The 23,541-nt window shown below is 50.9% G+C and carries 22 protein-coding genes and 1 other annotated feature; of the genes, 21 read left to right on the top strand and 1 reads right to left on the bottom strand.

Annotated elements, in window-relative coordinates; genetic code table 11:
- Positions 1-36 precede the first annotated feature (36 nt).
- The 9 genes from MKY48_RS10010 (at position 37) to MKY48_RS10050 (ending at position 8,240) form a co-directional block, all read left to right on the top strand.
- Positions 37-336 (top strand): YlmC/YmxH family sporulation protein, encoded by a 300-nt coding sequence (locus MKY48_RS10010; protein WP_243390607.1) that lies wholly within the window; start codon positions 37-39, stop codon positions 334-336.
- Positions 337-405: 69 nt separating this feature from the next.
- Positions 406-1,263, top strand: coding sequence for a peptidoglycan editing factor PgeF (gene pgeF / locus MKY48_RS10015; RefSeq protein WP_339271949.1), 858 nt, complete (start codon positions 406-408; stop codon positions 1,261-1,263).
- Positions 1,264-1,271: 8 nt separating this feature from the next.
- Complete coding sequence (locus MKY48_RS10020) at positions 1,272-1,961, top strand: YggS family pyridoxal phosphate-dependent enzyme (protein WP_339271950.1); 690 nt, start codon at positions 1,272-1,274, stop codon at positions 1,959-1,961.
- 2 nt (positions 1,962-1,963) lie between these two features.
- The gene (locus MKY48_RS10025) at positions 1,964-2,410 is read left to right on the top strand and encodes a cell division protein SepF (protein ID WP_339271951.1); all 447 of its coding nucleotides are present in this window, start codon (positions 1,964-1,966) and stop codon (positions 2,408-2,410) included.
- A gap of 8 nt (positions 2,411-2,418) precedes the next feature.
- Positions 2,419-2,688, top strand: coding sequence for a YggT family protein (locus tag MKY48_RS10030; protein ID WP_076320646.1), 270 nt, complete (start codon positions 2,419-2,421; stop codon positions 2,686-2,688).
- 15 nt (positions 2,689-2,703) lie between these two features.
- Entirely contained in the window at positions 2,704-3,486 is a 783-nt protein-coding gene (locus MKY48_RS10035) for a YlmH/Sll1252 family protein (RefSeq protein ID WP_339292861.1), read from the top strand.
- A gap of 172 nt (positions 3,487-3,658) precedes the next feature.
- On the top strand, positions 3,659-4,153 hold the full coding sequence (locus MKY48_RS10040) for a DivIVA domain-containing protein (RefSeq protein ID WP_076320648.1): 495 nt from the start codon (positions 3,659-3,661) through the stop codon (positions 4,151-4,153).
- Between the two features lie 65 nt (positions 4,154-4,218).
- Positions 4,219-4,499: a binding site (T-box leader), on the top strand.
- A gap of 62 nt (positions 4,500-4,561) precedes the next feature.
- A complete protein-coding gene (gene ileS / locus MKY48_RS10045; protein ID WP_339292862.1) occupies positions 4,562-7,651 on the top strand; it encodes an isoleucine--tRNA ligase in 3,090 nt (1,029 codons plus the stop codon).
- Positions 7,652-7,892: 241 nt separating this feature from the next.
- Positions 7,893-8,240 (top strand): DUF5665 domain-containing protein, encoded by a 348-nt coding sequence (locus MKY48_RS10050; protein WP_076320650.1) that lies wholly within the window; start codon positions 7,893-7,895, stop codon positions 8,238-8,240.
- 62 nt (positions 8,241-8,302) lie between these two features.
- Here MKY48_RS10050 and MKY48_RS10055 read toward each other — a convergent pair whose 3' ends face one another.
- Positions 8,303-9,043: a TraR/DksA C4-type zinc finger protein gene (locus MKY48_RS10055; RefSeq protein WP_339292863.1), complete on the bottom strand. Its 741-nt coding sequence runs from the start codon at positions 9,041-9,043 to the stop codon at positions 8,303-8,305.
- A 209-nt stretch (positions 9,044-9,252) separates the two neighbouring features.
- Between MKY48_RS10055 and lspA the strand changes: the two genes are divergently transcribed.
- The 12 genes from lspA to pyrE all read left to right on the top strand — a co-directional run bounded on the left by lspA (position 9,253) and on the right by pyrE (position 23,525).
- Positions 9,253-9,753 carry a signal peptidase II gene (gene lspA / locus MKY48_RS10060; RefSeq protein WP_076320652.1) on the top strand — a complete coding sequence of 167 codons (501 nt, stop codon included), beginning with the start codon at positions 9,253-9,255 and terminating at the stop codon, positions 9,751-9,753.
- Positions 9,753-10,724: an RluA family pseudouridine synthase gene (locus MKY48_RS10065; RefSeq protein ID WP_076320653.1), complete on the top strand. Its 972-nt coding sequence runs from the start codon at positions 9,753-9,755 to the stop codon at positions 10,722-10,724. Before lspA ends, MKY48_RS10065 begins: the two co-directional genes overlap by 1 nt.
- A gap of 155 nt (positions 10,725-10,879) precedes the next feature.
- Positions 10,880-11,035, top strand: coding sequence for a hypothetical protein (locus MKY48_RS10070; protein ID WP_179090564.1), 156 nt, complete (start codon positions 10,880-10,882; stop codon positions 11,033-11,035).
- A 142-nt stretch (positions 11,036-11,177) separates the two neighbouring features.
- Positions 11,178-13,142 (top strand): ATP-binding cassette domain-containing protein, encoded by a 1,965-nt coding sequence (locus MKY48_RS10075; RefSeq protein WP_339292864.1) that lies wholly within the window; start codon positions 11,178-11,180, stop codon positions 13,140-13,142.
- 116 nt (positions 13,143-13,258) lie between these two features.
- Positions 13,259-14,512: an LL-diaminopimelate aminotransferase gene (locus MKY48_RS10080; RefSeq protein ID WP_339292865.1), complete on the top strand. Its 1,254-nt coding sequence runs from the start codon at positions 13,259-13,261 to the stop codon at positions 14,510-14,512.
- A 318-nt stretch (positions 14,513-14,830) separates the two neighbouring features.
- Positions 14,831-15,391, top strand: coding sequence for a bifunctional pyr operon transcriptional regulator/uracil phosphoribosyltransferase PyrR (gene pyrR, locus MKY48_RS10085; protein WP_339271957.1), 561 nt, complete (start codon positions 14,831-14,833; stop codon positions 15,389-15,391).
- Positions 15,391-16,302 (top strand): aspartate carbamoyltransferase catalytic subunit, encoded by a 912-nt coding sequence (locus MKY48_RS10090; RefSeq protein WP_179090579.1) that lies wholly within the window; start codon positions 15,391-15,393, stop codon positions 16,300-16,302. The genes pyrR and MKY48_RS10090 overlap by 1 nt, the downstream gene beginning before the upstream one ends.
- 121 nt (positions 16,303-16,423) lie before the next feature.
- Positions 16,424-17,725, top strand: coding sequence for a dihydroorotase (locus tag MKY48_RS10095; RefSeq protein ID WP_339271958.1), 1,302 nt, complete (start codon positions 16,424-16,426; stop codon positions 17,723-17,725).
- A 60-nt stretch (positions 17,726-17,785) separates the two neighbouring features.
- On the top strand, positions 17,786-18,922 hold the full coding sequence (locus MKY48_RS10100) for a carbamoyl phosphate synthase small subunit (protein WP_213645330.1): 1,137 nt from the start codon (positions 17,786-17,788) through the stop codon (positions 18,920-18,922).
- Between the two features lies 1 nt (position 18,923).
- Positions 18,924-22,130, top strand: coding sequence for a carbamoyl-phosphate synthase large subunit (carB, locus tag MKY48_RS10105; protein ID WP_339271960.1), 3,207 nt, complete (start codon positions 18,924-18,926; stop codon positions 22,128-22,130).
- A 19-nt stretch (positions 22,131-22,149) separates the two neighbouring features.
- A complete protein-coding gene (gene pyrF, locus MKY48_RS10110) occupies positions 22,150-22,887 on the top strand; it encodes an orotidine-5'-phosphate decarboxylase (protein ID WP_339271961.1) in 738 nt (245 codons plus the stop codon).
- Positions 22,884-23,525 (top strand): orotate phosphoribosyltransferase, encoded by a 642-nt coding sequence (gene pyrE, locus MKY48_RS10115; protein ID WP_339271962.1) that lies wholly within the window; start codon positions 22,884-22,886, stop codon positions 23,523-23,525. Before pyrF ends, pyrE begins: the two co-directional genes overlap by 4 nt.
- Positions 23,526-23,541 lie beyond the last annotated feature (16 nt).

A 23,541-nucleotide genomic window follows, 5' to 3' on the forward strand; every position in this document is an offset into this window, starting at 1 on the left:
TGCATGATACCTGATAATCAAATGGTGGGGAAAAAGATGAAAATTTCCGATTTTCAAACGAAGGATGTTATTAATATCATTGATGGCAAGCGGCTCGGACAGATCAGCGATCTGGAGCTAGACTTGCGGCAGGGCCGGATTGAAGCGATTGTGGTGCCAAGCTACGGTAAATTCATGGGGCTGTTCGGCGGCGGGAGCGACCTGATCATTCCGTGGCGGAATATCGTCAAGATTGGCTCGGATGTCGTCCTTGTCAAAATGGAGGAATTGCGAAGAACGCCCGATGATCCGGAATCGGTGGAATACCTTGAACGACCGGACCGGCGATCCTTCTAAACAGACGGATGGGTTAATGTGTCTCCGGCGTAGGTTTTCTGTTACACTGGTCATAGAGGTGGGATGCTCATGGAACCGTTTGTTAGGCAGAATCAGCAGACACCGAGTCTGTTTGTGCTCGAAAAATGGAGTGGGGGATTGGGAAGCGCCGCACTCACGGCCGGTTTTACAGGCCGGCATGGCGGCGTTAGCCAGGCCCCCTATGATAGTTTGAATTTAGCCTTTCATGTCGGAGACGAGCCGGGTGACATTGTAGAGAACCGGAAACGGACCGCTACCGCGCTTGGCTTTTCTCTGGAAGACTGGACTTGCGGTGAACAGGTCCATGATGTTCAGATTGGCGTGGTTCATGATAAGGACAGAGGCAGAGGGAGCTTGGACCGGGCCTCGGCTTTTCAAGATACGGACGGACTTGTAACCAATGTTCCCGGCGTTTTATTGACGTCCTTTTACGCGGACTGCGTGCCGCTTTATTTTTGGGATTCGGTTACGGGTGCTGTTGGTTTGGCACACGCCGGGTGGAAGGGGACCGTGGGAAGCATCGCTGAGAAAATGGTCGACAGGATGGCTGTGGAATACGGAAGTTTGCCTCAGCACATTCACGCAGCGATTGGTCCATCCATAGGCGAGTGCTGTTACGAGGTAGATGATCGGGTCATGGATCGTGTCCGTGATATTGGAATCGGGGAGTTTATATCCGAGGAAGTTACAAATTCAGCTGTTTATATCGACAAGGGACACGGGAAATACATGCTGAACTTGAAAGAAATAAACAGACACATTATGATTAAAGCAGGAATATTGGCGGAACATATCGAATGTACATCATGGTGTACAAGCTGCAATCACGATCTGTTCTTCTCCTATCGTAAAGATGGAGGGACTACGGGTCGTATGGCGAGTTGGATCGGGATGAGAAAGAGGTGAGTCGTCCCTTGAGTTTGAAGGAACGTATCGATCAAGTGGAACAGCGAATAACGGAGGCTTGCGCAAGAAGTGGCAGGGACCGAAATGATGTAAATATCATTGCGGTCACTAAATATGTCTCCTTGGATATGACAGCTTCGGTACTGGATCAGGGTCTGCAGCATATTGGCGAGAATCGCTGGCAGGATGCCCAGGCGAAGTGGGAAGCTCTTGGAGATCGCGGCACATGGCATTTCATCGGCCATCTTCAGACCAATAAGGTCCGGGATGTCATTGATAAATTTCAATATATTCATTCGCTCGACCGCTTGTCCTTGGCCCATGAGCTGGAGAAGAGGGCTGCTGCGCTGAATCTGCAGGTATCCGCCTTTATGCAGGTCAATATCTCGGGTGAGGAATCCAAGTATGGCTTGCCTCCTGAGCAAGCAGCCGAGTTTTTGAAGGAAATCAACAGTCTTTCACACGTAAAGGTGACCGGACTCATGACCATGGCTCCATACGAATCGTCGGCGGAGCAGACGCGTCCTGTATTTCGTGGTTTAAGACAACTAAGAGATGAGCTGAACAAGCAGGCGCTTACGGCGGAGCCATTGACTGAATTGTCCATGGGCATGTCCAATGACTTTGAAGTAGCCATAGAGGAAGGGGCGACCTGGGTGCGTCTCGGCTCGATTTTAGTAGGGAAAGAGGAGGATTGACGATGGGCGTGATGAACCGGTTTATGAATTTCTTGGGACTGCAAGAGGAAGAAGAAGTTGTGGAACGCGAGGTTCTGGCCTCGCAGGATGAGCCGGTGGAGGCAACGCCGTTTGATCATCGGAAGAACCAAAAGAGCGGCAATATTGTCAGCATTCATTCACAGAAGAACGTTAAGGTGGTATTAGTGGAGCCTCGTTCATATGATGAAGCACAGGAGATTGCAGATCATCTGCGCTCCTTCCGAACCGTTGTGGTCAACCTGCAGCGTGTGAGGAATGATCAAGCGCTGCGCATCATCGATTTTCTAAGCGGAACCGTATATGCGCTTAGCGGCGGAATTTCAAAGGTGGGCGGGAACATCTTCCTATGCACGCCGGACACCGTGGAGATCCAAGGTTCAATCTCGGAGATTCTAGCGGACGAGCATGAATATAACAGAATGAGGTGATTTAGGCTTTGACCTACGAAATTTATAGTATCGTCGGAACGCTGTTCCAAATTTATTTTTATATGATCTTGGTCTACGTTTTAATGTCATGGCTTCCGAACGTGAGAGAAAGCTTTATCGGTGAGCTGCTTGGCAAGTTAGTGGAGCCGTATCTATCACCTTTTCGCCGCTTCATTCCGCCGATCATGGGTATGATCGATATTTCCCCGATCGTCGCACTGTTTGTGCTTCAATTGGCACAGCGCGGCGTGTACGCTATTCTCGGATATTTCCTGTAAGCAGGTGAATCAGCGATGAGACTGGACATCTATGATCATTTTCACAAGGATGAACGGGAATTTGTGGACCGGGCTTGGGAGTGGGTTGTCAATGCCGGACAATACCATGAAGCAAAACTGACGGATTTCCTGGACCCTCGGCAGCGATTCATTCTGGAATCGCTTGTGAATCGTCATCCGGATGTGCATGCTATGTTTGATGGTGGACATGCTGATGCAGAACGCGCGCGAGCGTTGATCGCTCCGGATTACCGAGCGCTTGAAGGCGAGGATTTCAAGATGAAGGTGCTCAGCATCTCTTCCGGAGATCAGAAGTTTTTGGAGCTGGAGCATGGCGATTATATGGGTTCGATATTGGGTCTTGGCATTAAAAGATCGAAGATCGGTGACATCCATGTGCTCGCGGACGGCTGCCATGCGGTCGTTGCCGACGACATTAGCGCGTTCCTCCATCTGAATCTCAGCCAGGTCCACCGGGTGCATGTGATGACGGAACTGCTGCCGCTGGACAAGCTTCAGGTTGCCCGCACGAATTTTGAAACGATGGACATTACGGTATCTTCCATGAGACTCGACGGGATCGCCAGTGATGCATACCGCATCAGCCGTACGAAAATCGTGGTGCCGATCAAGGCTGGCCGATGCCGCGTGAACTGGAAAGTGGAAGAGGATCCCTCAACGAATTTAAAAGAAGGCGATGTTGTTTCCATCCAAGGATTTGGGCGGTTTAAAGTTTTGGAGACAGGAAGCCTGACGAAAAAAGGGCGGTACCGTATCAAGGTTGGGAAATATGCCTGACCTTTGAAGGAATTGCCGTTTTTTTGTCGAATGAGTACAAAGTAACATTCAAAATTACAATGGATTTACCGATAAATCGTAAATGACCGCTATTGTCTTCACGGACGGGTGGTTTGGCTAACACAGCGGATGAACCGTCCTGTAAGGCCCATATATTTAGGAGGTGCACACCATGCCATTGACGCCGCTTGATATACATAACAAGGAATTTGCCCGTCGAATTCGGGGTTATGATGAGGACGAGGTCAACGAGTTTTTGGATCAGATTATTAAGGATTATGAAAGTGTGATCCGGGAGAACAAAGAGTTGGGTAACCAGCTTATGACGATGCAAGAAAGACTGGATCATTTTTCGAATATTGAGGAAACCTTGTCTAAGACCATCATTGTCGCTCAGGAGGCGGCGGATGAGCTGAAGAACAACGCGAAGAAGGAAGCTCAGCTGATCATTAAGGAATCCGAGAAGAATGCGGACCGGATCATTAACGATGCGCTAGGTAAATCCCGCAAAATCGCGCTTGAGGTTGAAGAGCTGAAGAAGCAGGCTTCCATCTACCGCACCCGCTTCCGTTCCTTGGTTGAGGCGCAGCTGGAACTTTTGAAACAAGAAGGCTGGGAGACGCTGGAGAACCGTGAACCGAGTCTTGAACCTAAAGAGGTATACTAGGCGGGTATCCGGTTGACTTTTCTCGCGAAAGAGTCTATAACTAATAACATATTGTTGATTTATAAAAGAATTCGTTGATGGGAATAGTACGCGAAGGATCTGTCCCTCAGAGAGCCGGCAGTTGCTGAAAGCCCGGCGTTCAGACCAAGCAGAAGATCATCCCGGAGAAGTGAAGCTGAAGCGTTTAACCGCGTGCGTAAGCTGAACCGTCAGCCGAACGTTACATCGGACCTTGCCTATTACATTCAGGCATGGACATTGAGGTGTCGCTTGCGCAGGCTTTTTAGCGAAAAGTTGGTTAAGCGAAATTAGGGTGGTAACGCGAGAACAGGTTCTCGTCCCTTGGGGGATGAGGCCTTTTTTTATTTTCACAGAACATTTACGAAAAAGGGCGAAAGGAAGATCTGCATGAACAAAGTAGATGTCAAGGAGAAGGCGCGGGCAAGAGAACTGCGCATCTTGAACAAATGGAACGAGGAGAATACGTTCAAGAAATCAATCGAGCTGCGGGCCGGCAAGCCGAACTATGTATTCTACGAAGGTCCCCCAACCGCAAACGGCGCGCCCCATATCGGTCATGTGCTCGGCCGGGTTATCAAGGATTTTGTGGGCCGTTATCAGACGATGAAAGGCTTCCATGTCGTTCGGAAAGCGGGCTGGGATACGCACGGACTTCCGGTGGAGCTTGGCGTAGAGAAGCAGCTTGGCATTTCCGGCAAGCAGGAGATCGAGAATTATGGCGTTGAAGCTTTTATCAAAAAGTGCAAATCCAGCGTATTTGAATATGAGCATAAATGGCGCGAGCTGACTGAAGCGATCGCTTATTGGACCGATCTGGATCATCCGTACATCACGCTCGAGAACAACTATATCGAGAGCGTATGGAACATTTTGGCGACGATTCATGATAAAGGCCTTCTGTATCGTGGTCACCGCGTAAGCCCATACTGCCCTTGCTGTCAGACCACGCTCAGCTCCCACGAAGTGGCTCAGGGTTATGAGGATGTTAAAGACCTTAGTGCAACGGCGAAGTTTAAGCTGCATGACAGCGGAGAGTATGTACTGGCATGGACGACGACGCCTTGGACGCTTCCGTCCCACGTAGCGCTGGCTGTTAATCCGGATATGGATTATGCCCGCGTCGAGCAGGAGGATGGCATCTATATCGTGGCTAAGAATCTGGTAGAGGATGTCATGAAGGGCGACTTTACCGTTCTATCGACGCTGAAAGGTTCTGAACTGGTCGGCAAGACTTACGATCCTCCGTTCCCGTATGTACAAGCGGAGAAAGCAAATCTCATCGTCGGCGCATCCTTTGTTACCGATGCAAGCGGTACGGGGATTGTACACATGGCGCCTGCACACGGTGAAGATGACTATCGCGTGTGCCGCGAGAATGGCATCAGCTTCGTGAGTGTCGTGAACGGCCAAGGCCGTTACACCGATGAAGTGACGGATTTTGCCGGACGCTTTGTCAAGGATTGCGATCTGGACATTGTGAAGGCATTGTCTGAAAAAGGACTGCTGTACAGCAAGGAGAAATACGAGCACAGCTATCCATTCTGCTGGCGCTGTAAGTCCCCGCTGCTCTATTATGCAATGGAGAGCTGGTTTATCGAAACGACAGCGGTTAAGGATCAACTAATCGCGAACAACAATGAGGTAACCTGGTATCCGGGCCATGTGCGCGACGGCCGCTTCGGCAAATTCCTTGAAGATCTGGTCGATTGGAACATCAGCCGGAACCGTTATTGGGGAACGCCGCTCAATGTATGGGTCTGCGATTCTTGTGAAGGACAATTCTCGCCGCACAGCATTGCGGAGCTTCGCGCCAACGCGGTAGGTGAGGTAGCGGAGGATCTGGAGCTGCATAAACCTTATGTGGATGAAGTGAAGGTGAAATGCCCTCACTGTGAAGGCGGCGTGATGGAGCGGACCTCGGAAGTCATCGACGTATGGTTTGACAGCGGATCGATGCCGTATGCGCAATACCATTATCCGTTCGAGGACAAGGAGAAATTCGAACAGCAGTATCCTGCCGATATGATCTGCGAAGGGATTGACCAGACGCGCGGCTGGTTCTACAGCTTGCTCGCCGTATCGACGCTCTTCACGGGTAAAGCGCCTTATAAAGCGGTTATGGCCACAGGTCATATTCTTGATGAGAACGGACAGAAGATGTCCAAATCCAAAGGCAACGTCATCGATCCTTGGGAAATCATCGAAGAGTACGGCACGGATGCGTTCCGTTGGGCGCTGCTGGCTGACAGTGCGCCATGGAACAGCAAACGCTTCTCGAAGGGAATTGTTGGCGAAGCCAAATCCAAGGTTGTGGATACGCTGGTCAATACTCATGCATTCCTGACGCTGTATGCCGGTATTGACGGCTATGATCCGAAGAAGCATGAGTTCAAGGGAACGGACCACAAGCTGGACCGCTGGATTCTGTCCCGCCTGAACAGCTTAATTCAAGTGGTTGACAAGGGATTGGCTGTGAATGATTTCCTGAATGCGGCAAAAGCAATCGAAGCTTATGTGGATGAGCTGAGCAACTGGTATATCCGCCGTTCGCGTGACCGTTTCTGGGGCAGCGGACTCGTAGAAGATAAGCTGGCGGCTTATGGAACGCTTACCCATGTGCTGCTGACCCTCTCCAAGCTGATGGCTCCATTCACGCCGATGCTGTCTGAAGACATTTTCGTGAATTTGGGCGGAGGAGAAAGCGTGCATCTGGCCGACTTCCCGCAAGCCGACGAAGCATTGATCGACAAGGCGCTTGAGCAGGACATGGAGACGGCAAGACAGATCGTAGAGCTCGCGCGCAACGTCCGTAACGAGACAGGGATCAAAACGCGTCAGCCGCTGTCTGAGCTGATTGTGTCGATGGATCGTGAGTTTGATCTCTCCGGTTATCAAGACATCATCAAGGATGAGATTAATGTTAAAGTGATTGAGGTGGAGACCAGCGATAGTGGTTTCGTCGATTTTACACTGAAAATGAACCTGAAGGTCGCAGGCAAGAAATACGGTAAAAATATCGGTTTCCTGCAAGGGTTCCTGAAAGGCATGAGCAGTGACGAGACCCGCAAGGTGGTGCAAACGGGCGGCGTGAACGTTACTTCGCCGGAAGGTGAAGAATTACAGATCACGTCCGAAGAGCTGCTGGTGGAGAAGAAGGCGAAGGAAGGTTTCGCATCTGCTTCAGGTTATGGTTTAACCGTGGCGCTCAATACAGACATCACGCCAGAGCTGGAGCAAGAAGGCTGGGTTCGCGAAGTCGTGCGTGCCGTACAGGATACGCGGAAGAAGCTGGACCTTCCGATCGAGAAGCGGGTCAATCTGACCCTGGATACAGATGATGAGCTTACAGTTGCGATCACTGCATTTGAAGATGTGCTGCGCGAGAATGTCCTGGTTAACGAATTGCAATTCGGACAAAGCGAAGGCATGGAGCGGGTTGAGCTTGGTGGCAAAACCATTGGCATCCAAATCGCATAAGTAATCAATTGGTTATACAACACTGCCCTTATCTACAAGGGGCAGTGTTTTTTTCGTGTTCAAAAAAGTATCGGTTTTCGACAAGGTGATTCTCACGAACGAATGGGATTCTTCCAATTGATGCATAATAATCAGCGAAATCAAAAGTAATGATAAACAGGCTGCGAGCACACATGGTGATGGAGCTGCTCTTGATCTCATTTATTTGATGTCGATTAGTTTAGGCAAAGGGGCGGTGGGTATGGCGGAGAAGCCGGATGCTGGGGTGTCAACTGAACAAAAAAAGCCGTTGGAGGATGAGCAGGACCAATTGAGCGCCATACACCGCATGACCACGGACATTGCAGAGCAGCTGGAGAAGGCCCGAATCGCTGAATACACCCAACTGCTGAACCGCCCATGGAAATTGATATGGACCAATCTGCTGGCCGGGTCGGCCCGGGGTGTGGGAATCGCGATTGGCTTTACCTTTTTTGCGGCGACCATTATATACGTCCTGCAGGCGCTTGGCGCGTTGAACTTGCCAATTATCGGCGACTACATTGCGGATATTGTTCGGATCGTTCAGCGTCAGCTTGAACTAACGTGAGTTTGTAAGTAATGCCCGGCAGCACTGCATCCAATTTTATGCTGCCGGTCGTAAAGACTTATTTAACTTAAAGATTCATCATCAGGGTCGGCATGGGGATCCAGCAGGTAACTTCCTTCGCCCCGGTTTAGGTAATCGACATATTGCGGACTTCGAACGATAAACACTTCGGAGCCATCGATATTGGTTGCAACGAAATTTTCATACACTTCAACAAATCCGCCTTGATCATCGCCATTCTCGATATCCATCTCGTTATAGCTGTCAATTTCGTTGCCTTCCGCCAGAGCAGGGGAATTGGAGCTACCCCAGCTTTCAACGATCTGCCAGGCGTCCTCGCCGTCAAACGCAGCATACTCGTGCTCATCCATACTGGATTTTCCAAAAGCGGGAGCAAGGACTTCCTCCTCAACCGGACGATCACGGGAGACTCGTTGACGAGGCGTGTCTTTTATACAATATTGCGTATCCGGGAGAACCTCCAACCGCTCGTACGGAATCGGCTGGCCGCAGGTAAGGCACACACCGTAACGGCCGTGATGAATCGCTTCAAGCGAAAAAATAACTCGCTGCAGCTCCTGATCCACCCTATCCTGAAGGGCGAGGTCTTTTCCTCTTTCAAACATCTCGCTTGCCAAGTCCCCAGGGTGATTATCAATATGGGACAGCTCGCCGGTCATATCTCGCTCCGATTCCCCCAGCCCATGTTGGTCGTTATATACCATGCGCCGTTCAAGCTCAACCTTTCGATCCATCAGCTTTTGTTGTAAATTATTGAGTTGCTCCTGAGTTAGATGCGACATGTCAGGCTCCTTTCATGGTCCGAAGTTGACCTTCTGGTTCATATGTATAGAGTGCACCCATTGAGATGGTTTTACTGACGGAAAATGTTCTCGCCACTGGACAGGAATGGACGGTTTCTGAGCCGCTGTGCTACAATAAGACGAGTTACTGACCGATCAGCGAAGTGATCGCGAGATTGGAGAAGACAAGAACGGAGTGACATAAACAAGTGGTGTATTATTTGATTGCATTTGTTTTATTTCTTATCGATCAGGGAACCAAGTACTTGATTGCCTCGAAGCTGGAGCTTTATGAACAGATCCCTGTGATCGGAGACTTCTTCCTGATTACCTCGAGCCGAAACCGGGGAGCCGCGTTTGGCATACTGCAGGATCAATTATGGTTCTTCATAGTGGTGACGCTAATCGTTGTGGGCGGGATTGTCTGGTACCTGCGGAAGGTATCGAAAGAAGGACGTAAGCTGCTGCCTACGGCTCTTGCGCTTGTACTTGGCGGGGCAATTGGGAACTTCATCGATCGGTTGGTGATGGGAGAGGTTGTCGATTTCCTGCAATTTAATTTTGGCAGCTACACATTCCCGATTTTTAATATTGCCGATTCTTGTATTGTCATCGGTGTGGGATTGATCATATTGGATACGCTTCTGGAAGGAAGACGCGAGAAGATACAGACAACAAGTGAAGTTTCTGGCACAGAAGGGAATGAATAATGTTGCAAGACGGTATGGATACAGATACGGAATGGACAGGCGAAACAGGGCACGAATCCGAAACCTATGAGTGGACGGTGGATGCAGAATCCGCCAAAACCCGTATAGATAAATACATAACAGAGAACCTCGGTGAGAATGTTTCACGCTCCCAGGTGCAGTTATGGATTACCGATGGACATGTCATCGTTAATGAAGGTCCGGTTAAGTCTAATTACAAAGTGAGTCAGGGTGACCGCATCCTGCTGAAGGTTCCTGAGCCATCGGCAGTAGAGATTATTCCGGAGGACATCCCGCTAGAGATCGCGTTTGAAGATGCAGACGTCATTGTTGTGAACAAGCCAAGAGGGATGGTTGTTCATCCGGCTCCTGGTCATTCCTCGGGCACTCTTGTGAACGCATTAATGTTTCACTGCAAGGATTTGTCAGGCATTAACGGTGAACTCCGGCCTGGCATCGTGCATCGGATTGATAAAGATACAACGGGTCTTATTATGGCAGCGAAGAATGATAAAGCTCATGCTTCTCTTGCGGCTCAGTTGAAGGATCACAGCGTGAACCGTCGTTATCTGGCTTTGGTTCATGGCAATATGAGTCATGATCAAGGGACCGTTGACGCGCCAATCGGGCGGGATGCACATGATCGTAAATTGTATACGGTCACGGACCGGAACAGCAAGCATGCGGTAACCCATTTTACCGTCATAGAACGCTTCGGCGATTACACTCTTCTTGAGCTGAAGCTGGAGACTGGGCGTACGCATCAAATCCGCGTGCATATGAAGTATATCGGCCATCCTCTCGTGGGCGATCCCGTATACGGCAAGAGCAAGGGCATAAAATTGGACGGCCAAGCCCTTCACGCAGCCGTTTTGGGTTTTGTCCATCCTTCGAGTGGTGAGTATATGGAGTATTCGGCGCCGATGCCGAATGATATGGAAGAACTTTTGACGATTCTAAGGGGCCGCTAGCGGTTCCTTTTTGCATTTATATGTTTTGGGGTCACCGCAAAGTATTTGGAGTAAGTATCGAAGCATAGGCTCCACTTTGTGGGGCTATTTTTCTTGCCATTCCATCCCGGGATATGTTATAGTGACGATAACTTTTGATGAAGGAGGTGAGCAGGATGAATATCGAGATGGTTAACAACCGTATTAGCCAGCTGCCTTTAGCTATGGCTGGCATTGTTCATGCATTTCTCTACAACGGGAGAGGTCTGTCCAATTTTACCAATACGGTTTGTACCATCGCGAGAAGTCACCTGCCTGCCTGCACGGATTAAGCCTATTTAGGCTTACAATTCTTGAAGGGTCCGCGGAGCTTGCTCTGTGGGCCCTTTTTGCGTTTGCAGTCCGGGTCTTCTCCCTAATCTATACGCTCTTCGAACAGGTTGAATGTTCGCAGCATACAGGAGGAAACCTAGAATGAATATAATCAATGTACAGAAAATGACGCAATACCACGGTGCTCATCTGGTACTGGACCAGATATCGTTTGAAATACAGGAAGGCGAGAAGGTTGCGCTTATTGGAAGGAACGGCAGCGGGAAGTCGACGCTGATGCGCCTGCTTGCCGGTTTGGATCAGCCAAACGAAGGGCAGCTGGCTATAAAGAAGGGGGCAAAAATCGGATATTTAGAGCAGATTCCGAGCCATATGGATACCTGGACGGTGCTGGATGTATTGTCACAGGGGTTGAGTCACTTGAAGGATTACCGAGCGGAAATGACGGAGCTTGAGGAGAAAATGAGTGACCCGGACACCGCTGGAAATCCGGAACTGCTCGATCGAGTGCTGCGGAAATACTCAGCGCTTCAGGAGCGGTTTGAAACAGAGGGTGGTTATGAGCTGGAAGCGAGCATCGACAAAATCGCTTCCGGGCTGCAAATACCCAAGAGCGAGTACGGACTGGCCTTTGGCTCGTTGTCCGGTGGAGAACAAACCCGTGTCGCGCTGGCATCGCAGCTGATCGTACAGCCGGATTTGCTCTTGCTTGATGAACCGACTAACCATCTGGATTTGGCACGTACGGAATGGCTGGAGGAATTCTTACGCGAATATCCGGGAACCTGCGTCATAATCTCTCACGACCGATATTTTCTGGATCGGGTCGTGTCCAAAACGATTGAGCTTGAAGATGGCGAAGCTTTTACAGCCCATGGTGGCTACACCGCGTTCATGAAAGATAAGGAAGAGCGTTTGTTGCAGCAGTTTGCCGAATATCAGGAGCAGCAGAAAGTAATCAAGAAGATGAAGGAATCCATCAAGCAGCTTGAAGAGTTCGGCCGGATTGGCGGCAATGAGAAGTTTTTCAAGCGCGCGGCTTCCATGAGACGGGCGCTGGAGCGGATGGAGCGGGTAAAGAGACCCGTGCTGGAACGAAGACAGGCTGATTTTGAACTGAATCCTCAGGATCGTTCCGGTCGCCGCGTGGCATACTTTGAGCAAGTTGAGGTTTCTTATGGGAATCAGGCGGTGCTGAGGGGAGCATCCGGTCTAATCGAATTTGGCGAGAAAATTGCACTGATGGGCTCGAACGGTAGCGGGAAAACAACGCTATTCAAAGTGCTGTTGCGCGAGCTTACGCCTGATTCCGGTTCGCTTGAATGGGGTTCGCGTGTCGATGTAGGCTACCTCGCTCAGCAGGAGGAACCGGACAATCCGAAGGAAACGGTGCTTCAATATTTCCGGGAGAAGGCTGGAGTAGAAGAGGGAGAAGCTCGAGGAATATTGGCAAGGTATCTGTTCTATGGTGCGGCCGTGTTCAGATCGGTGGGGCAGTTGTCCGGAGGGGAATGGACACGATTGAGACTCGCGCTGCTAATCCATCAGAAGCCGAACCTGCTGCTTCTGGATGAACCCACGAACCATCTGGATATTGCCTCCCGTGAAGCATTGGAGGACGCACTGCAGGATTATGCGGGGACCATTCTTGCCATTTCCCATGACCGTTATTTCGTGAATCAAGTGTCTCGCAAAGTGTGGGATTTGAATCAAGGGAAGCTGACTGTCTATCATGGGAATTATGATGATTTCCGAGCTAAGAAAGAACAGCTTGAAGCGGCATTGATAGGAAGGGAGCTATCAGCGGGGAGTGAAGGTATCACCAAACAGAAGGTGGCGCAGCAGCCCCAAGCGAAGGATAGCCCTGCTCCGCTTTCCAAACGCGTAAACGCGGATCGCTCTTCCGCCGTAAGGTCCAAATGGTTGGAGGAGGAAATTGCTCGTATAGAGTTCCGCATTCGGCAGCTTGACGACTTGCTCGAGACGGAAGGCGATGATTTACACGAGGATACGGATCTGTCGCTGCTCGAGCAGCACTGGAACGAGCGGGAGTCGCTATCCGCGAGTCGTGACGAGCTCCTTGCGGAATGGCTGGAGCTGACCTAAGCTCCGCCCAGCCGAAAAAGTACAAATCATTTGATATATAATGCATGGCTCCAGTTGTGATTTTCCTGCATATTTAGGATGAGCATGAAAGCATGAGTAGGAGATGAATACAAATCATGAGTATGGATAAATATCAGGAAACGTACATTCAACAGAGCTTCGCCAACCGGATCGGCGGTGCTAATTATGGCAAAGATACAGCCATTTATAAATTCGAGAAGATCAAAAGAGCGAAGGCTGCTGCGAAGCAGGAACACCCTGGCACGGAGCTGATCGATATGGGAGTTGGCGAGCCGGATGAGATGGCGGATGCAGGCATCGTAGCGAAGCTGGCAGAAGAAGCGGCAAAGCGGGAAAACCGCGGTTATGCGGATAACGGAATTCCGGAGTTCAAGGAAGCGGCTGTTCGCTACTTGAAGAATGTATTTGGTGTTGAAGGCATTGATGCCGCTACAGAAGTTCTGCACTCCATCGGTTCCAAGCCGGCACTGGCCATGCTGCCGTCCTGCTTCATTAATCCTGGGGACATCACCATCATGACGGTTCCCGGATATCCTGTACTCGGCACGCATACCAAGTACTTGGGCGGCGAAGTTTACAATGTGGAGCTGAAAAAAGAGAATGGATTTCTGCCGGATCTCGGCTCCATCCCTGAGGACATTGCGCGCCGTGCCAAACTGCTCTACCTGAACTATCCGAACAACCCGACGGGTGCCAGCGCAACGGTCGAGTTTTTCACCGAGGTTGTCGAGTGGGCCCGCAAGTATGGCGTTGTTGTTGTCCATGACGCTCCTTATGCAGCGCTCACTTACGATGGCTTGAAGCCGCTCAGCTTTCTCTCCGTCCCCGGCGCCAAAGATGTTGGGGTAGAGCTTCACTCCCTGTCCAAATCTTATAACATGACAGGATGGCGCATTGGTTTCATCTCCGGTAACCCGCTAGTAGTTAAGGCCTTTGGTGATGTGAAGGACAACAACGATTCCGGACAATTCATAGCCATTCAAAAAGCTGCCGCATACGGTCTGGACAATCCGCAAATTACGGAGAAGATTGCTGAGAAGTATTCCCGTCGCCACAACATGCTGGTAGACGTGTTGAACGGACTTGGTTTTACGGCCGAGAAGCCGAAGGGTTCCTTCTTCCTCTACGTTGAGGCTCCAAAAGGCGTTAAAGGCGGACGCCGTTTTGAATCCGGCGAAGATTTCTCACAATATCTGATTCGCGAGAAATTGATCTCGACCGTACCATGGGATGATGCGGGACACTTCGTACGCTTCTCCGTAACCTTTATTGCTGATGGCGAGGAAGAAGAGAAACGCGTCATTTCCGAAATTCGCAGAAGACTTAGCGATGTAGAATTTGAATTCTAATGAACACCATATAAACTCCGCTTGGCACACGACATTACTCGACATGATTGCTGTTGACATCTCCTGTAGGGTCTGTCATAATGGGATCAATCGAATAGCACCTTTAAATCAGTCCCGTGAGGCTGGCAAGGTAACGTGAACCGAGGTTCATTAACAGGAGGCATGGCTCTGTCTGCGGATAGATGCTGCGCTTTCGACACTATCTCTATGAGATCAACTCCTTGTCCAGCCGGGCAAGGAGTTTTTTTGTGTGTAATGAACTCACGGATCGTCTGAACTAAAGAGGGCTAATCAAACGTTTAGAAGGAGGATTTAAGGATGAGCAACGAACAGCATGTGATTATGGACGAGACGGCCATCCGCCGCGCACTAACGAGAATTGCCCATGAAATATTGGAAAAGAATAAAGGGATTGAGGACTGTGTCCTGGTCGGCATTCGCACACGCGGCGTGTTCCTGGCTCAACGAATCGCTGAGCGAATGAGTGAGATTGAAGGTACGCCGATTCCATGGGGAGAGATCGACGTGACTTCCTACCGCGATGACCGTGAAAGTAAAGAAGCCACTGCAGAACGGGTAGAAGGAGCCAAGCGCAGTCTGGAACACCTGAATATTCATGACAAGAAAGTCATTTTATTCGATGACGTGCTGTACACGGGACGGACGATTCGGGCTGCGATGGATGCCCTGATGGACTGCGGGCGGCCTAGAATGATACAGCTGGCGGTTCTGGCAGATCGCGGACATCGCGAACTGCCCATCCGGCCGGATTATATCGGTAAGAACGTTCCTACCTCCAAACATGAGGAGATTACGGTTGCATTAACCGAATTCGACGGCAAGGACGAAGTGACCATTAGCCAAAGAGAGGAACGATAATCATGACAACAGCCATTTCATTGAAAGAACGTAGCCTCTTAGGTTTGAAGGATATTAGCAGAGACGAGATTGGATCGATCCTGAGTCGGGCGTCATATTGGGAAGCACAGTCCGAGAAAGTGGTGCCGGTACTTAAATCGAAATTTGCGGTTAATATGTTCTTCGAGAACAGCACCAGAACGAGATTTTCGTTTGAAATGGCTGAGAAAAGACTCGGCGCCGAGGTCATGAACTTTGCAGCGGCAGCCTCCAGCGTCGAGAAGGGCGAGTCCATCTACGATACCGTAAGAACACTGGAATCCATGGGAATCGATGCCGGCGTCATCCGGCTGAAACCCTCCGGAGTGCTTCAGGAGCTTGGGGAGCGGATCTCGATCCCGCTAGTCAATGCGGGTGATGGCAACAACGAGCATCCTACCCAGGCGCTGCTCGATCTGTATACGATGAAGAAAAGCTTCGGAGAGCTTAAAGGATTGACGGTATCCATTATCGGAGACATCAAGCATAGCCGGGTTGCGCGTTCGGACCTGTGGGCACTGCAGAAGTTCGGAGCCCATGTGCAATTCTGCGCACCGGAAACGATGCAGGCTCCAGAGCTGGCTCAGTATGCGCCCTATGTATCAATGGAGAAGGCACTAAAGGCAGATGTGGTGATGATGCTGAGGGTTCAGCTGGAACGCCATAGCGAAGGTGCATTCAAATCCAGCGCGGAATACCGGCAGCAGTATGGTTTGACGGAAGAACGGGCGGCCAAGCTGTCAGAGCACACGATGATTATGCACCCGGCACCGGTGAACCGCAATGTTGAAATCGACGATGCGGTCGTGGAAAGTCCTAAATCGATGATATTCAAGCAGATGGCGAACGGAGTGCCCATTCGCATGGCGGTTATGGAACGGGCGATGGGCTGATTGGAAAACGTGATATACGGTGTATAGAATGAATATACGCTAATATTTATACACAAAAGTGAATTTTTATTATACAATATACAAAGAAGCGAATGGTGCTTCTGCTGCGGAGGGAATCAAGATGCAAATGCAAGTGATAAAGAATGCCAAAGTGATCAATGAACGAGGACAGCTCGAAGATAAACATATCGTCATTGCAGACGGATTGATTCAGTCGGTTGCAAGTGATATCGCAGCTTTGCCGGAAATGGACGATAACGTTCAACTAATCGATGCCGAGGGCAAACTGGTCACACCGGGATTCATCGATATGCATGTGCACTTGAGAGAGCCGGGTTATGAGCACAAGGAAACGATCGAGAGCGGCAGCCGCTCGGCAGTGAAAGGCGGCTTTACAACCATTGCCTGCATGCCGAACACAAGACCAGTGACCGATTCGCCGGAAACGGTGAAGGTTGTGCTGGATAAGGCTAGCGAAGCGGGTCTGGCCAAGGTGCTGCCTTACGCAGCCATTACCAAAAACGAGCTGGGCCGCGAACTGACGGATTTTGAGGCCTTGAAGGCAGCGGGTGCGATCGGGTTTACGGATGACGGCGTTGGTGTGCAGAACGCACAGATGATGAAAGATGCCATGAACAAAGCGAAGGCGCTGGGCATGCCGGTCATTGCTCATTGTGAGGATGACTCGCTGGTAAAAGGGGCTTGCGTGACGGAAGGAAAGTTCGCTCAGAAGCACGGCCTGAAAGGTATACCCAATGAGTCGGAAGCGATCCATGTCGGACGGGACATTCTGCTCACCGAAGCCACCGGCGTACATTACCACGTATGCCATGTGAGCACAGAGCAGTCCGTACGCTTGATCCGCCAAGCTAAAGCAATAGGCATCTCGGTAACGGCCGAAGTATGCCCGCACCATCTGGTTCTCTCTGACGAAGATATTCCCGGTCTGGACGCCAACTGGAAAATGAATCCGCCGCTGCGCACCCCGCGTGATGTGGAGGCTTGTATAGAAGGTCTGCTGGATGGAACGCTCGATATGATCGTAACGGACCACGCGCCGCACAGCCCGGAAGAGAAGGCGAAAGGCATGGAGCTTGCACCATTCGGTATTGTAGGATTCGAAACAGCATTCCCGCTGCTCTATACCCAATTTGTCGCTACAGGCAAATGGGATCTTGGCTTGCTGGTGAAGCGGATGACCAGCGACCCGGCAAGAGTATTTGGTCTTGCAACGGGTGTGCTGGAAGCTGGTAAAGCAGCAGATCTGACCATGATTGACCTCGAAGCAGAGAAAGAAGTGAATCCGGAAGAGTTCGCAACGAAAGGCCGCAACACTCCATTTACAGGCTGGAAGCTGAAAGGCTGGCCTGTGATGACTTGGGTGGACGGCGAAGTGAAATGGTCGGAGCAGCACGGATTTTAAGTAACACTTAGGCAAAAGACTTATAAAATAAATTACACATAGATGACAGGAGTGATCGGGATGCAGGCAAGATTGTTACTGGAGGACGGAACGCTGTTCAGCGGAAAATCCTTTGGCGCGGATGCTGAAATGACCGGAGAGGTTGTTTTCAATACAGGGATTACAGGATATCAAGAGGTGCTGAGCGACCCGTCTTACTGTGGACAGATCGTGACCATGACGTATCCTTTGATTGGAAACTACGGCATCACGCGGGATGACTTTGAATCCATTCGGCCGTTCGTCCACGGATTCGTTGTTCGTCGTCATGAGCCTGTTCCTAGCAATTGGCGTGCAGAATATAGCGTTGACAGCTTATTGAAGGAATACGGTATTCCAGGTATCAGCGAGATTGATACCCGGATGTTGACCCGGATCATTCGTCACTACGGTACGATGAAGGGGATTCTGACCACTTCCAACAAGCCAGTGGAAGAGCTTAAGGAGATGCTCGGTGATACGACGATCGCCGAACTCCGCAACCAGGTGGCAAAAACCTCAACGCCGCAAATGTTTACAAGCCCAGGCTCCAAGGAGCGGATCGTTCTGGTTGACTTCGGTGCAAAAAGCGGAATTCTGCGCGAACTGACTTCCCGCGGCTGCGATGTGATGGTCGTTCCGCATGACACGACGGCTGATGAAATCCGCAGACTTCACCCGGACGGCATTCAGTTGTCCAACGGCCCTGGGGACCCGAAAGACGTTCCGTATGCGGTCGATATGGTCAAAGAACTCCTTGGCGAATATCCGATCTTCGGCATCTGCCTTGGCCACCAATTGTTTGCACTGGCTGCTGGCGCTGATACCGAGAAGCTGAAATTCGGCCACCGCGGCGGGAACCACCCGGTAAAAGAGCTTGCCAGCGGACGCTGTTACATCACTTCCCAGAATCATGGCTATACGGTAAATGAAGATTCCGTCAAAGGTACGGATCTGGAAGTTACACATATCAACAATAACGATAAAACGATTGAAGGCTTGAAGCACTCGAAATTCCCGGCCTTCTCCGTGCAATATCATCCTGAAGCTGCACCTGGTCCGCAAGACAGCAGCTATCTGTTCGATCAATTTCTTGAGATGATAAGAGACCATAAACAGAATGAAATCCGGAAACCGCGCCAAGCGGTTCTGGCCGCAGCCGTGAAAGGAGCTCATTAATATGCCTAAAAATGATACATTGAAAAAAATTCTCGTCATCGGCTCCGGTCCGATTGTCATCGGGCAAGCAGCGGAATTTGACTACGCTGGAACCCAAGCCTGCCAAGCATTGAAAGAAGAAGGTATCGAGGTTGTGCTGATTAACAGCAACCCGGCGACCATCATGACGGACACGAACATGGCGGATAAAGTATATATCGAGCCAATTACGCTCGAATTTGTTACACAGATCATCCGTCAAGAGCGTCCGGACGGATTGCTCCCGACGCTTGGAGGGCAAACGGGCCTGAATATGGCCGTTGAGCTTGCACGCGCAGGTATTTTGGAGCAGGAGAATGTGAAGCTGCTCGGAACGCAGCTGGAGTCCATCGAGAAAGCGGAAGACCGCGACTTGTTCCGTGAGCTGATGCGTGAACTCGATCAGCCCGTACCGGAAAGCACGATTGTAACGACTCTGGAAGAGGCGCTTGACTTCGCAAATGAGATTGGATATCCGCTGATCGTGCGCCCGGCATACACTTTGGGCGGCACCGGCGGCGGTATCTGCGCAACCGAAGAGGAACTGCGTGAAACGGTCAGCTCCGGACTTCGTTACAGCCCGATCACGCAATGTTTGGTCGAGAAGAGCATCGCAGGTATGAAAGAAGTCGAGTATGAGGTTATGCGCGACGCGAACGACAACTGCATCGTGGTATGTAACATGGAGAACTTTGATCCGGTCGGCGTTCATACTGGCGACAGCATCGTCGTGGCACCAAGCCAGACTCTGTCCGATCGCGAGTATCAAATGCTCAGATCCGCATCGCTGAAAATCATCCGCGCCCTGAACATTGAGGGCGGTTGTAACGTGCAATTCGCGCTGGATCCAAACAGCTATCAATATTATGTCATCGAGGTAAACCCTCGGGTCAGCCGCTCTTCTGCCCTTGCTTCCAAGGCAACGGGCTACCCGATCGCGAAGATGGCAGCAAAAATTGCGATGGGTTACACCCTGGACGAGATCGTCAACCCGGTAACGGGACAGACTTATGCTTGCTTTGAGCCTACACTGGACTATATCGTCAGCAAAATTCCACGCTGGCCATTCGACAAGTTCATCCACGCAAACCGGAAGCTGGGAACTCAGATGAAGGCAACCGGCGAAGTGATGGCGATTGGCCGCACCTTCGAAGAGTCGATCCATAAAGCAGTTCGTTCTCTGGAGATCGGTGTGCACCGCCTTTACTTGAAGGGCGCTAATGAGCTGAGCGATGAAGTGCTTCAGCAGCGTCTGATCAAAGCCGACGATGAGCGGATGTTCCTGATTGCAGAAGCGTTCCGCCGGGGGTATGGACTCCAGCAGATTCAGGACCTGACAAAGATTGACTGGTGGTTCCTGGACAAGATCGAGCGCCTGATCCAATACGAAGATCACATTCGCAGCGAAGCGTCACTGACTTACGAAACGCTGTACGAAGCGAAGCGACTCGGCTTTACGGATCGTGCGATAGCCGAACTTCGCGCAGAAGGCAATGCCAGCACGCATACAACTGAGGAGTCGATCGGATTCCTGCGTCGCGAGCATGGATTGCGCCCGGTTTACAAAATGGTGGATACTTGCGCAGCGGAGTTTGAAGCAACGACGCCGTATTACTACTCGACGTACGAAACGGAGAATGAAGTCATCGAATCCGCCAAGGAGAAGGTCATCGTGCTGGGCTCCGGACCGATCCGGATCGGTCAAGGGATCGAGTTCGACTACTCCACAGTGCACGCTGTATGGGCGATCCAGAAGGCGGGATACGAAGCGGTTATCATTAATAACAACCCGGAGACCGTCTCCACTGACTTTAATACGTCGGACCGACTCTACTTCGAACCGCTCTTCCTCGAAGATGTCATGAACGTCATCGAGCAGGAGAAACCGATCGGTGTCATCGTACAGTTTGGCGGGCAGACAGCAATTAACCTCGCTGAGCCGCTCAGCAAAGCGGGCGTGAAGATTCTGGGTACCAGCTTGGAAAGCATTGACGAAGCTGAGGACCGTAAAAAATTCGAAGCGCTTCTGTCCAGACTCGAGATTGCCCAACCGAAAGGCAAAACTGTAATTTCAGTTGATGATGCTGTAGAAACTGCGCAATCACTGGGTTATCCTGTTCTGGTAAGACCATCTTATGTACTCGGTGGACGCGCGATGGAGATTGTATACTCCGACAGCGAGCTGCTGAGTTACATGAAAGAGGCGGTTAAGATTAACCCGGACCATCCGGTTCTGATCGACCGTTACATGATGGGTAAAGAAGTGGAAGTAGACGCGATCTGCGATGGCGATACGGTGCTGATTCCAGGCATCATGGAACATGTAGAGCGCGCGGGCGTTCACTCCGGTGACTCGATTGCGGTATACCCTCCACAGTACTTGTCCCAGGGGCTGAAAGATAAGATTGCCGAAATTACGATCAAAATTGCCAAAGAGCTGAATACACGCGGACTTGTTAACATCCAGTTCGTTATCTATAAAAATGAAGTGTACGTGATCGAGGTGAATCCACGTTCTTCCCGGACGGTTCCGTTCCTGAGCAAGGTAACAGGCATTCCGATGGCGAACCTGGCAACACAGGCGATCATGGGCAGCAAGTTGAAGGATCTTGGATACGAGGAAGGCATGTGGCCGGAAAGCGAGCATGTATCGGTTAAAGTACCGGTCTTCTCCTTTGCTAAACTTCGCCGCGTTGAGCCTACACTTGGACCGGAAATGAAATCCACCGGTGAGGTTATGGGCCGTGACGTGAAGTATGCCAAAGCGCTGTACAAAGGTCTGATCGGTGCAGGCATGAAAATTCCTTCAACGGGTGCGATCATCGCTACCATCGCAGATAAAGATAAAGCTGAAGCTGCAGCACTGCTGAAAGGCTTCCATAAGCTTGGTTATAAAATCATCGCCACAGGCGGCACGGCTGCAGCATTGAAAGAGGCGGGTCTTAACGTGACCACCATTAATAAGCTGTCCGAGGGAACACCGAACATTTTGGATATGATCCGCACAGGCGAAGCGAATTTCGTCTTCAACACATTGACCAAGGGTAAAACGCCACAGCGTGACGGATTCCGAATTCGCCGTGAAGCGGTAGAAAACGGTGTGGTATGTATGACCTCGCTCGATACGGTTCGTGAGCTTCTGACGATGCTGGAGACCATCAACTTCTCCTCTGAAGCGATGCCGGTTTAATCGAGAAGGAGGGATATAGATGAACGCCCGCTACAATGAAATGGCGGGCCGCCTGATGGTGGCCCTGGATTACCCCGATGCCGAGCGCGCGAAAGCATTAGTGCAGCAGTTGGAGGGTATCCCGTGTTATATGAAGGTCGGTATGCAGCTGTTCTACGCTGCCGGTCCCGATTTTGTTAAAGAATTAAAAGCAAAAGGCTATTCCGTGTTCCTGGATGTGAAGATGCATGATATTCCGAACACGGTAAAAGGTGGGTCGAACAGCGTAACGCGGCTGGGTGTGGACATGTTTAATGTTCATGCCAGCGGCGGCGCTCTCATGATGCAGGCGGCAAAAGCCGGGGCGGAGGCCGCAGTGGCGGACACCCCGGGTCTTGCCATGCCTACGATCATTGCGGTAACCCAGTTGACTAGTACGAGTCAGAATGTCATGAATAACGAAATCGGCATCCCGGGTTTGGTAGAGGATGCGGTCGTACGATATGCGAAGCTGGCTCAGCAAGCGGGACTGCATGGCGTCGTCGCTTCATCGCTTGAAGTGGAGGCCATTCGGTCCGCATGCGGCCAAGCGTTTAAGACCGTTATACCGGGTATCCGTCCAGCCGGTGCGGATATCGGAGACCAGACTCGGGTCCTTACACCAGGGGAAGCCATCCGCAAGGGCAGTCATTATCTGGTTGTCGGCCGTCCCATTACGGAATCCCCGAGCCCGAGACAAGCTGCAAAACAGATTATTGAGGAGATGATTCAAGCATGAGTACACTCGCGAATATTCCACATCAGATCGCATCTTATTTGCTGAAGATTGAGGCCGTTTCTCTTAGACCTCACCAGCCGTTTACGTGGACGTCGGGAATTAAGTCCCCGATCTACTGTGACAATCGCTTGACGATGTCCTATCCCGAGATTCGCGACTACATTGCTGAATCGTTCGCAGCCGTCATCCGGGAGCAATATCCGGAGGCCGAGGCCATTGCCGGTACGGCCACAGCCGGGATTCCGCATGCAGCCTTTGTATCCCAGAAGATGAACCTGCCCATGTCCTATATTCGGGACAAAGCAAAGGGGCATGGCAAGGAAAACCTAATCGAAGGCTTGATCAAGCCAGGTCAGAAGGTGGTTGTGATCGAGGATTTGATCTCCACGGGCGGCAGTTCGCTCAAAGCGGCGCAAGCGGTCAAGGATGCAGGGGCAGAGCCGCTGGTGGTATTGGCTATATTCAGCTACCAGCTGGATAAAGCGGTACAAGCTTTTGCTGAAGCCGGTATTCCACTGCAGAGCTTGTCCAATTACGGAGCGCTGATTGATGTTGCGCTATCCGAGAATCGGATTCAGGAACAGGATGTGGAGCTTCTTCAATCCTGGAGATCGAATCCAACTTCCTTTGGCGTGTAAACAACTTATACCAGCT

Source organism: Paenibacillus sp. FSL W8-0187, from assembly GCF_037969755.1.
In the GTDB taxonomy this organism is placed as follows: Bacteria; Bacillota; Bacilli; order Paenibacillales; family Paenibacillaceae; genus Paenibacillus_AQ.

Coding starts and splice junctions, on each gene's coding strand:
- pyrF (WP_339271961.1), top strand. CDS start 22,150: ATGAACGCCCGCTACAATGAAATGGCGGGCCGCCTGATGGTGGCCCTG.
- ileS (WP_339292862.1), top strand. CDS start 4,562: ATGAACAAAGTAGATGTCAAGGAGAAGGCGCGGGCAAGAGAACTGCGC.
- pyrE (WP_339271962.1), top strand. CDS start 22,884: ATGAGTACACTCGCGAATATTCCACATCAGATCGCATCTTATTTGCTG.
- MKY48_RS10050 (WP_076320650.1), top strand. CDS start 7,893: ATGGCGGAGAAGCCGGATGCTGGGGTGTCAACTGAACAAAAAAAGCCG.
- MKY48_RS10055 (WP_339292863.1), bottom strand. CDS start 9,043: ATGTCGCATCTAACTCAGGAGCAACTCAATAATTTACAACAAAAGCTG.
- MKY48_RS10010 (WP_243390607.1), top strand. CDS start 37: ATGAAAATTTCCGATTTTCAAACGAAGGATGTTATTAATATCATTGAT.
- MKY48_RS10100 (WP_213645330.1), top strand. CDS start 17,786: ATGCAGGCAAGATTGTTACTGGAGGACGGAACGCTGTTCAGCGGAAAA.
- MKY48_RS10095 (WP_339271958.1), top strand. CDS start 16,424: ATGCAAATGCAAGTGATAAAGAATGCCAAAGTGATCAATGAACGAGGA.
- carB (WP_339271960.1), top strand. CDS start 18,924: ATGCCTAAAAATGATACATTGAAAAAAATTCTCGTCATCGGCTCCGGT.
- MKY48_RS10080 (WP_339292865.1), top strand. CDS start 13,259: ATGAGTATGGATAAATATCAGGAAACGTACATTCAACAGAGCTTCGCC.
- MKY48_RS10070 (WP_179090564.1), top strand. CDS start 10,880: ATGAATATCGAGATGGTTAACAACCGTATTAGCCAGCTGCCTTTAGCT.
- MKY48_RS10075 (WP_339292864.1), top strand. CDS start 11,178: ATGAATATAATCAATGTACAGAAAATGACGCAATACCACGGTGCTCAT.
- MKY48_RS10025 (WP_339271951.1), top strand. CDS start 1,964: ATGGGCGTGATGAACCGGTTTATGAATTTCTTGGGACTGCAAGAGGAA.
- pyrR (WP_339271957.1), top strand. CDS start 14,831: ATGAGCAACGAACAGCATGTGATTATGGACGAGACGGCCATCCGCCGC.
- pgeF (WP_339271949.1), top strand. CDS start 406: ATGGAACCGTTTGTTAGGCAGAATCAGCAGACACCGAGTCTGTTTGTG.
- MKY48_RS10035 (WP_339292861.1), top strand. CDS start 2,704: ATGAGACTGGACATCTATGATCATTTTCACAAGGATGAACGGGAATTT.
- MKY48_RS10065 (WP_076320653.1), top strand. CDS start 9,753: ATGTTGCAAGACGGTATGGATACAGATACGGAATGGACAGGCGAAACA.
- MKY48_RS10040 (WP_076320648.1), top strand. CDS start 3,659: ATGCCATTGACGCCGCTTGATATACATAACAAGGAATTTGCCCGTCGA.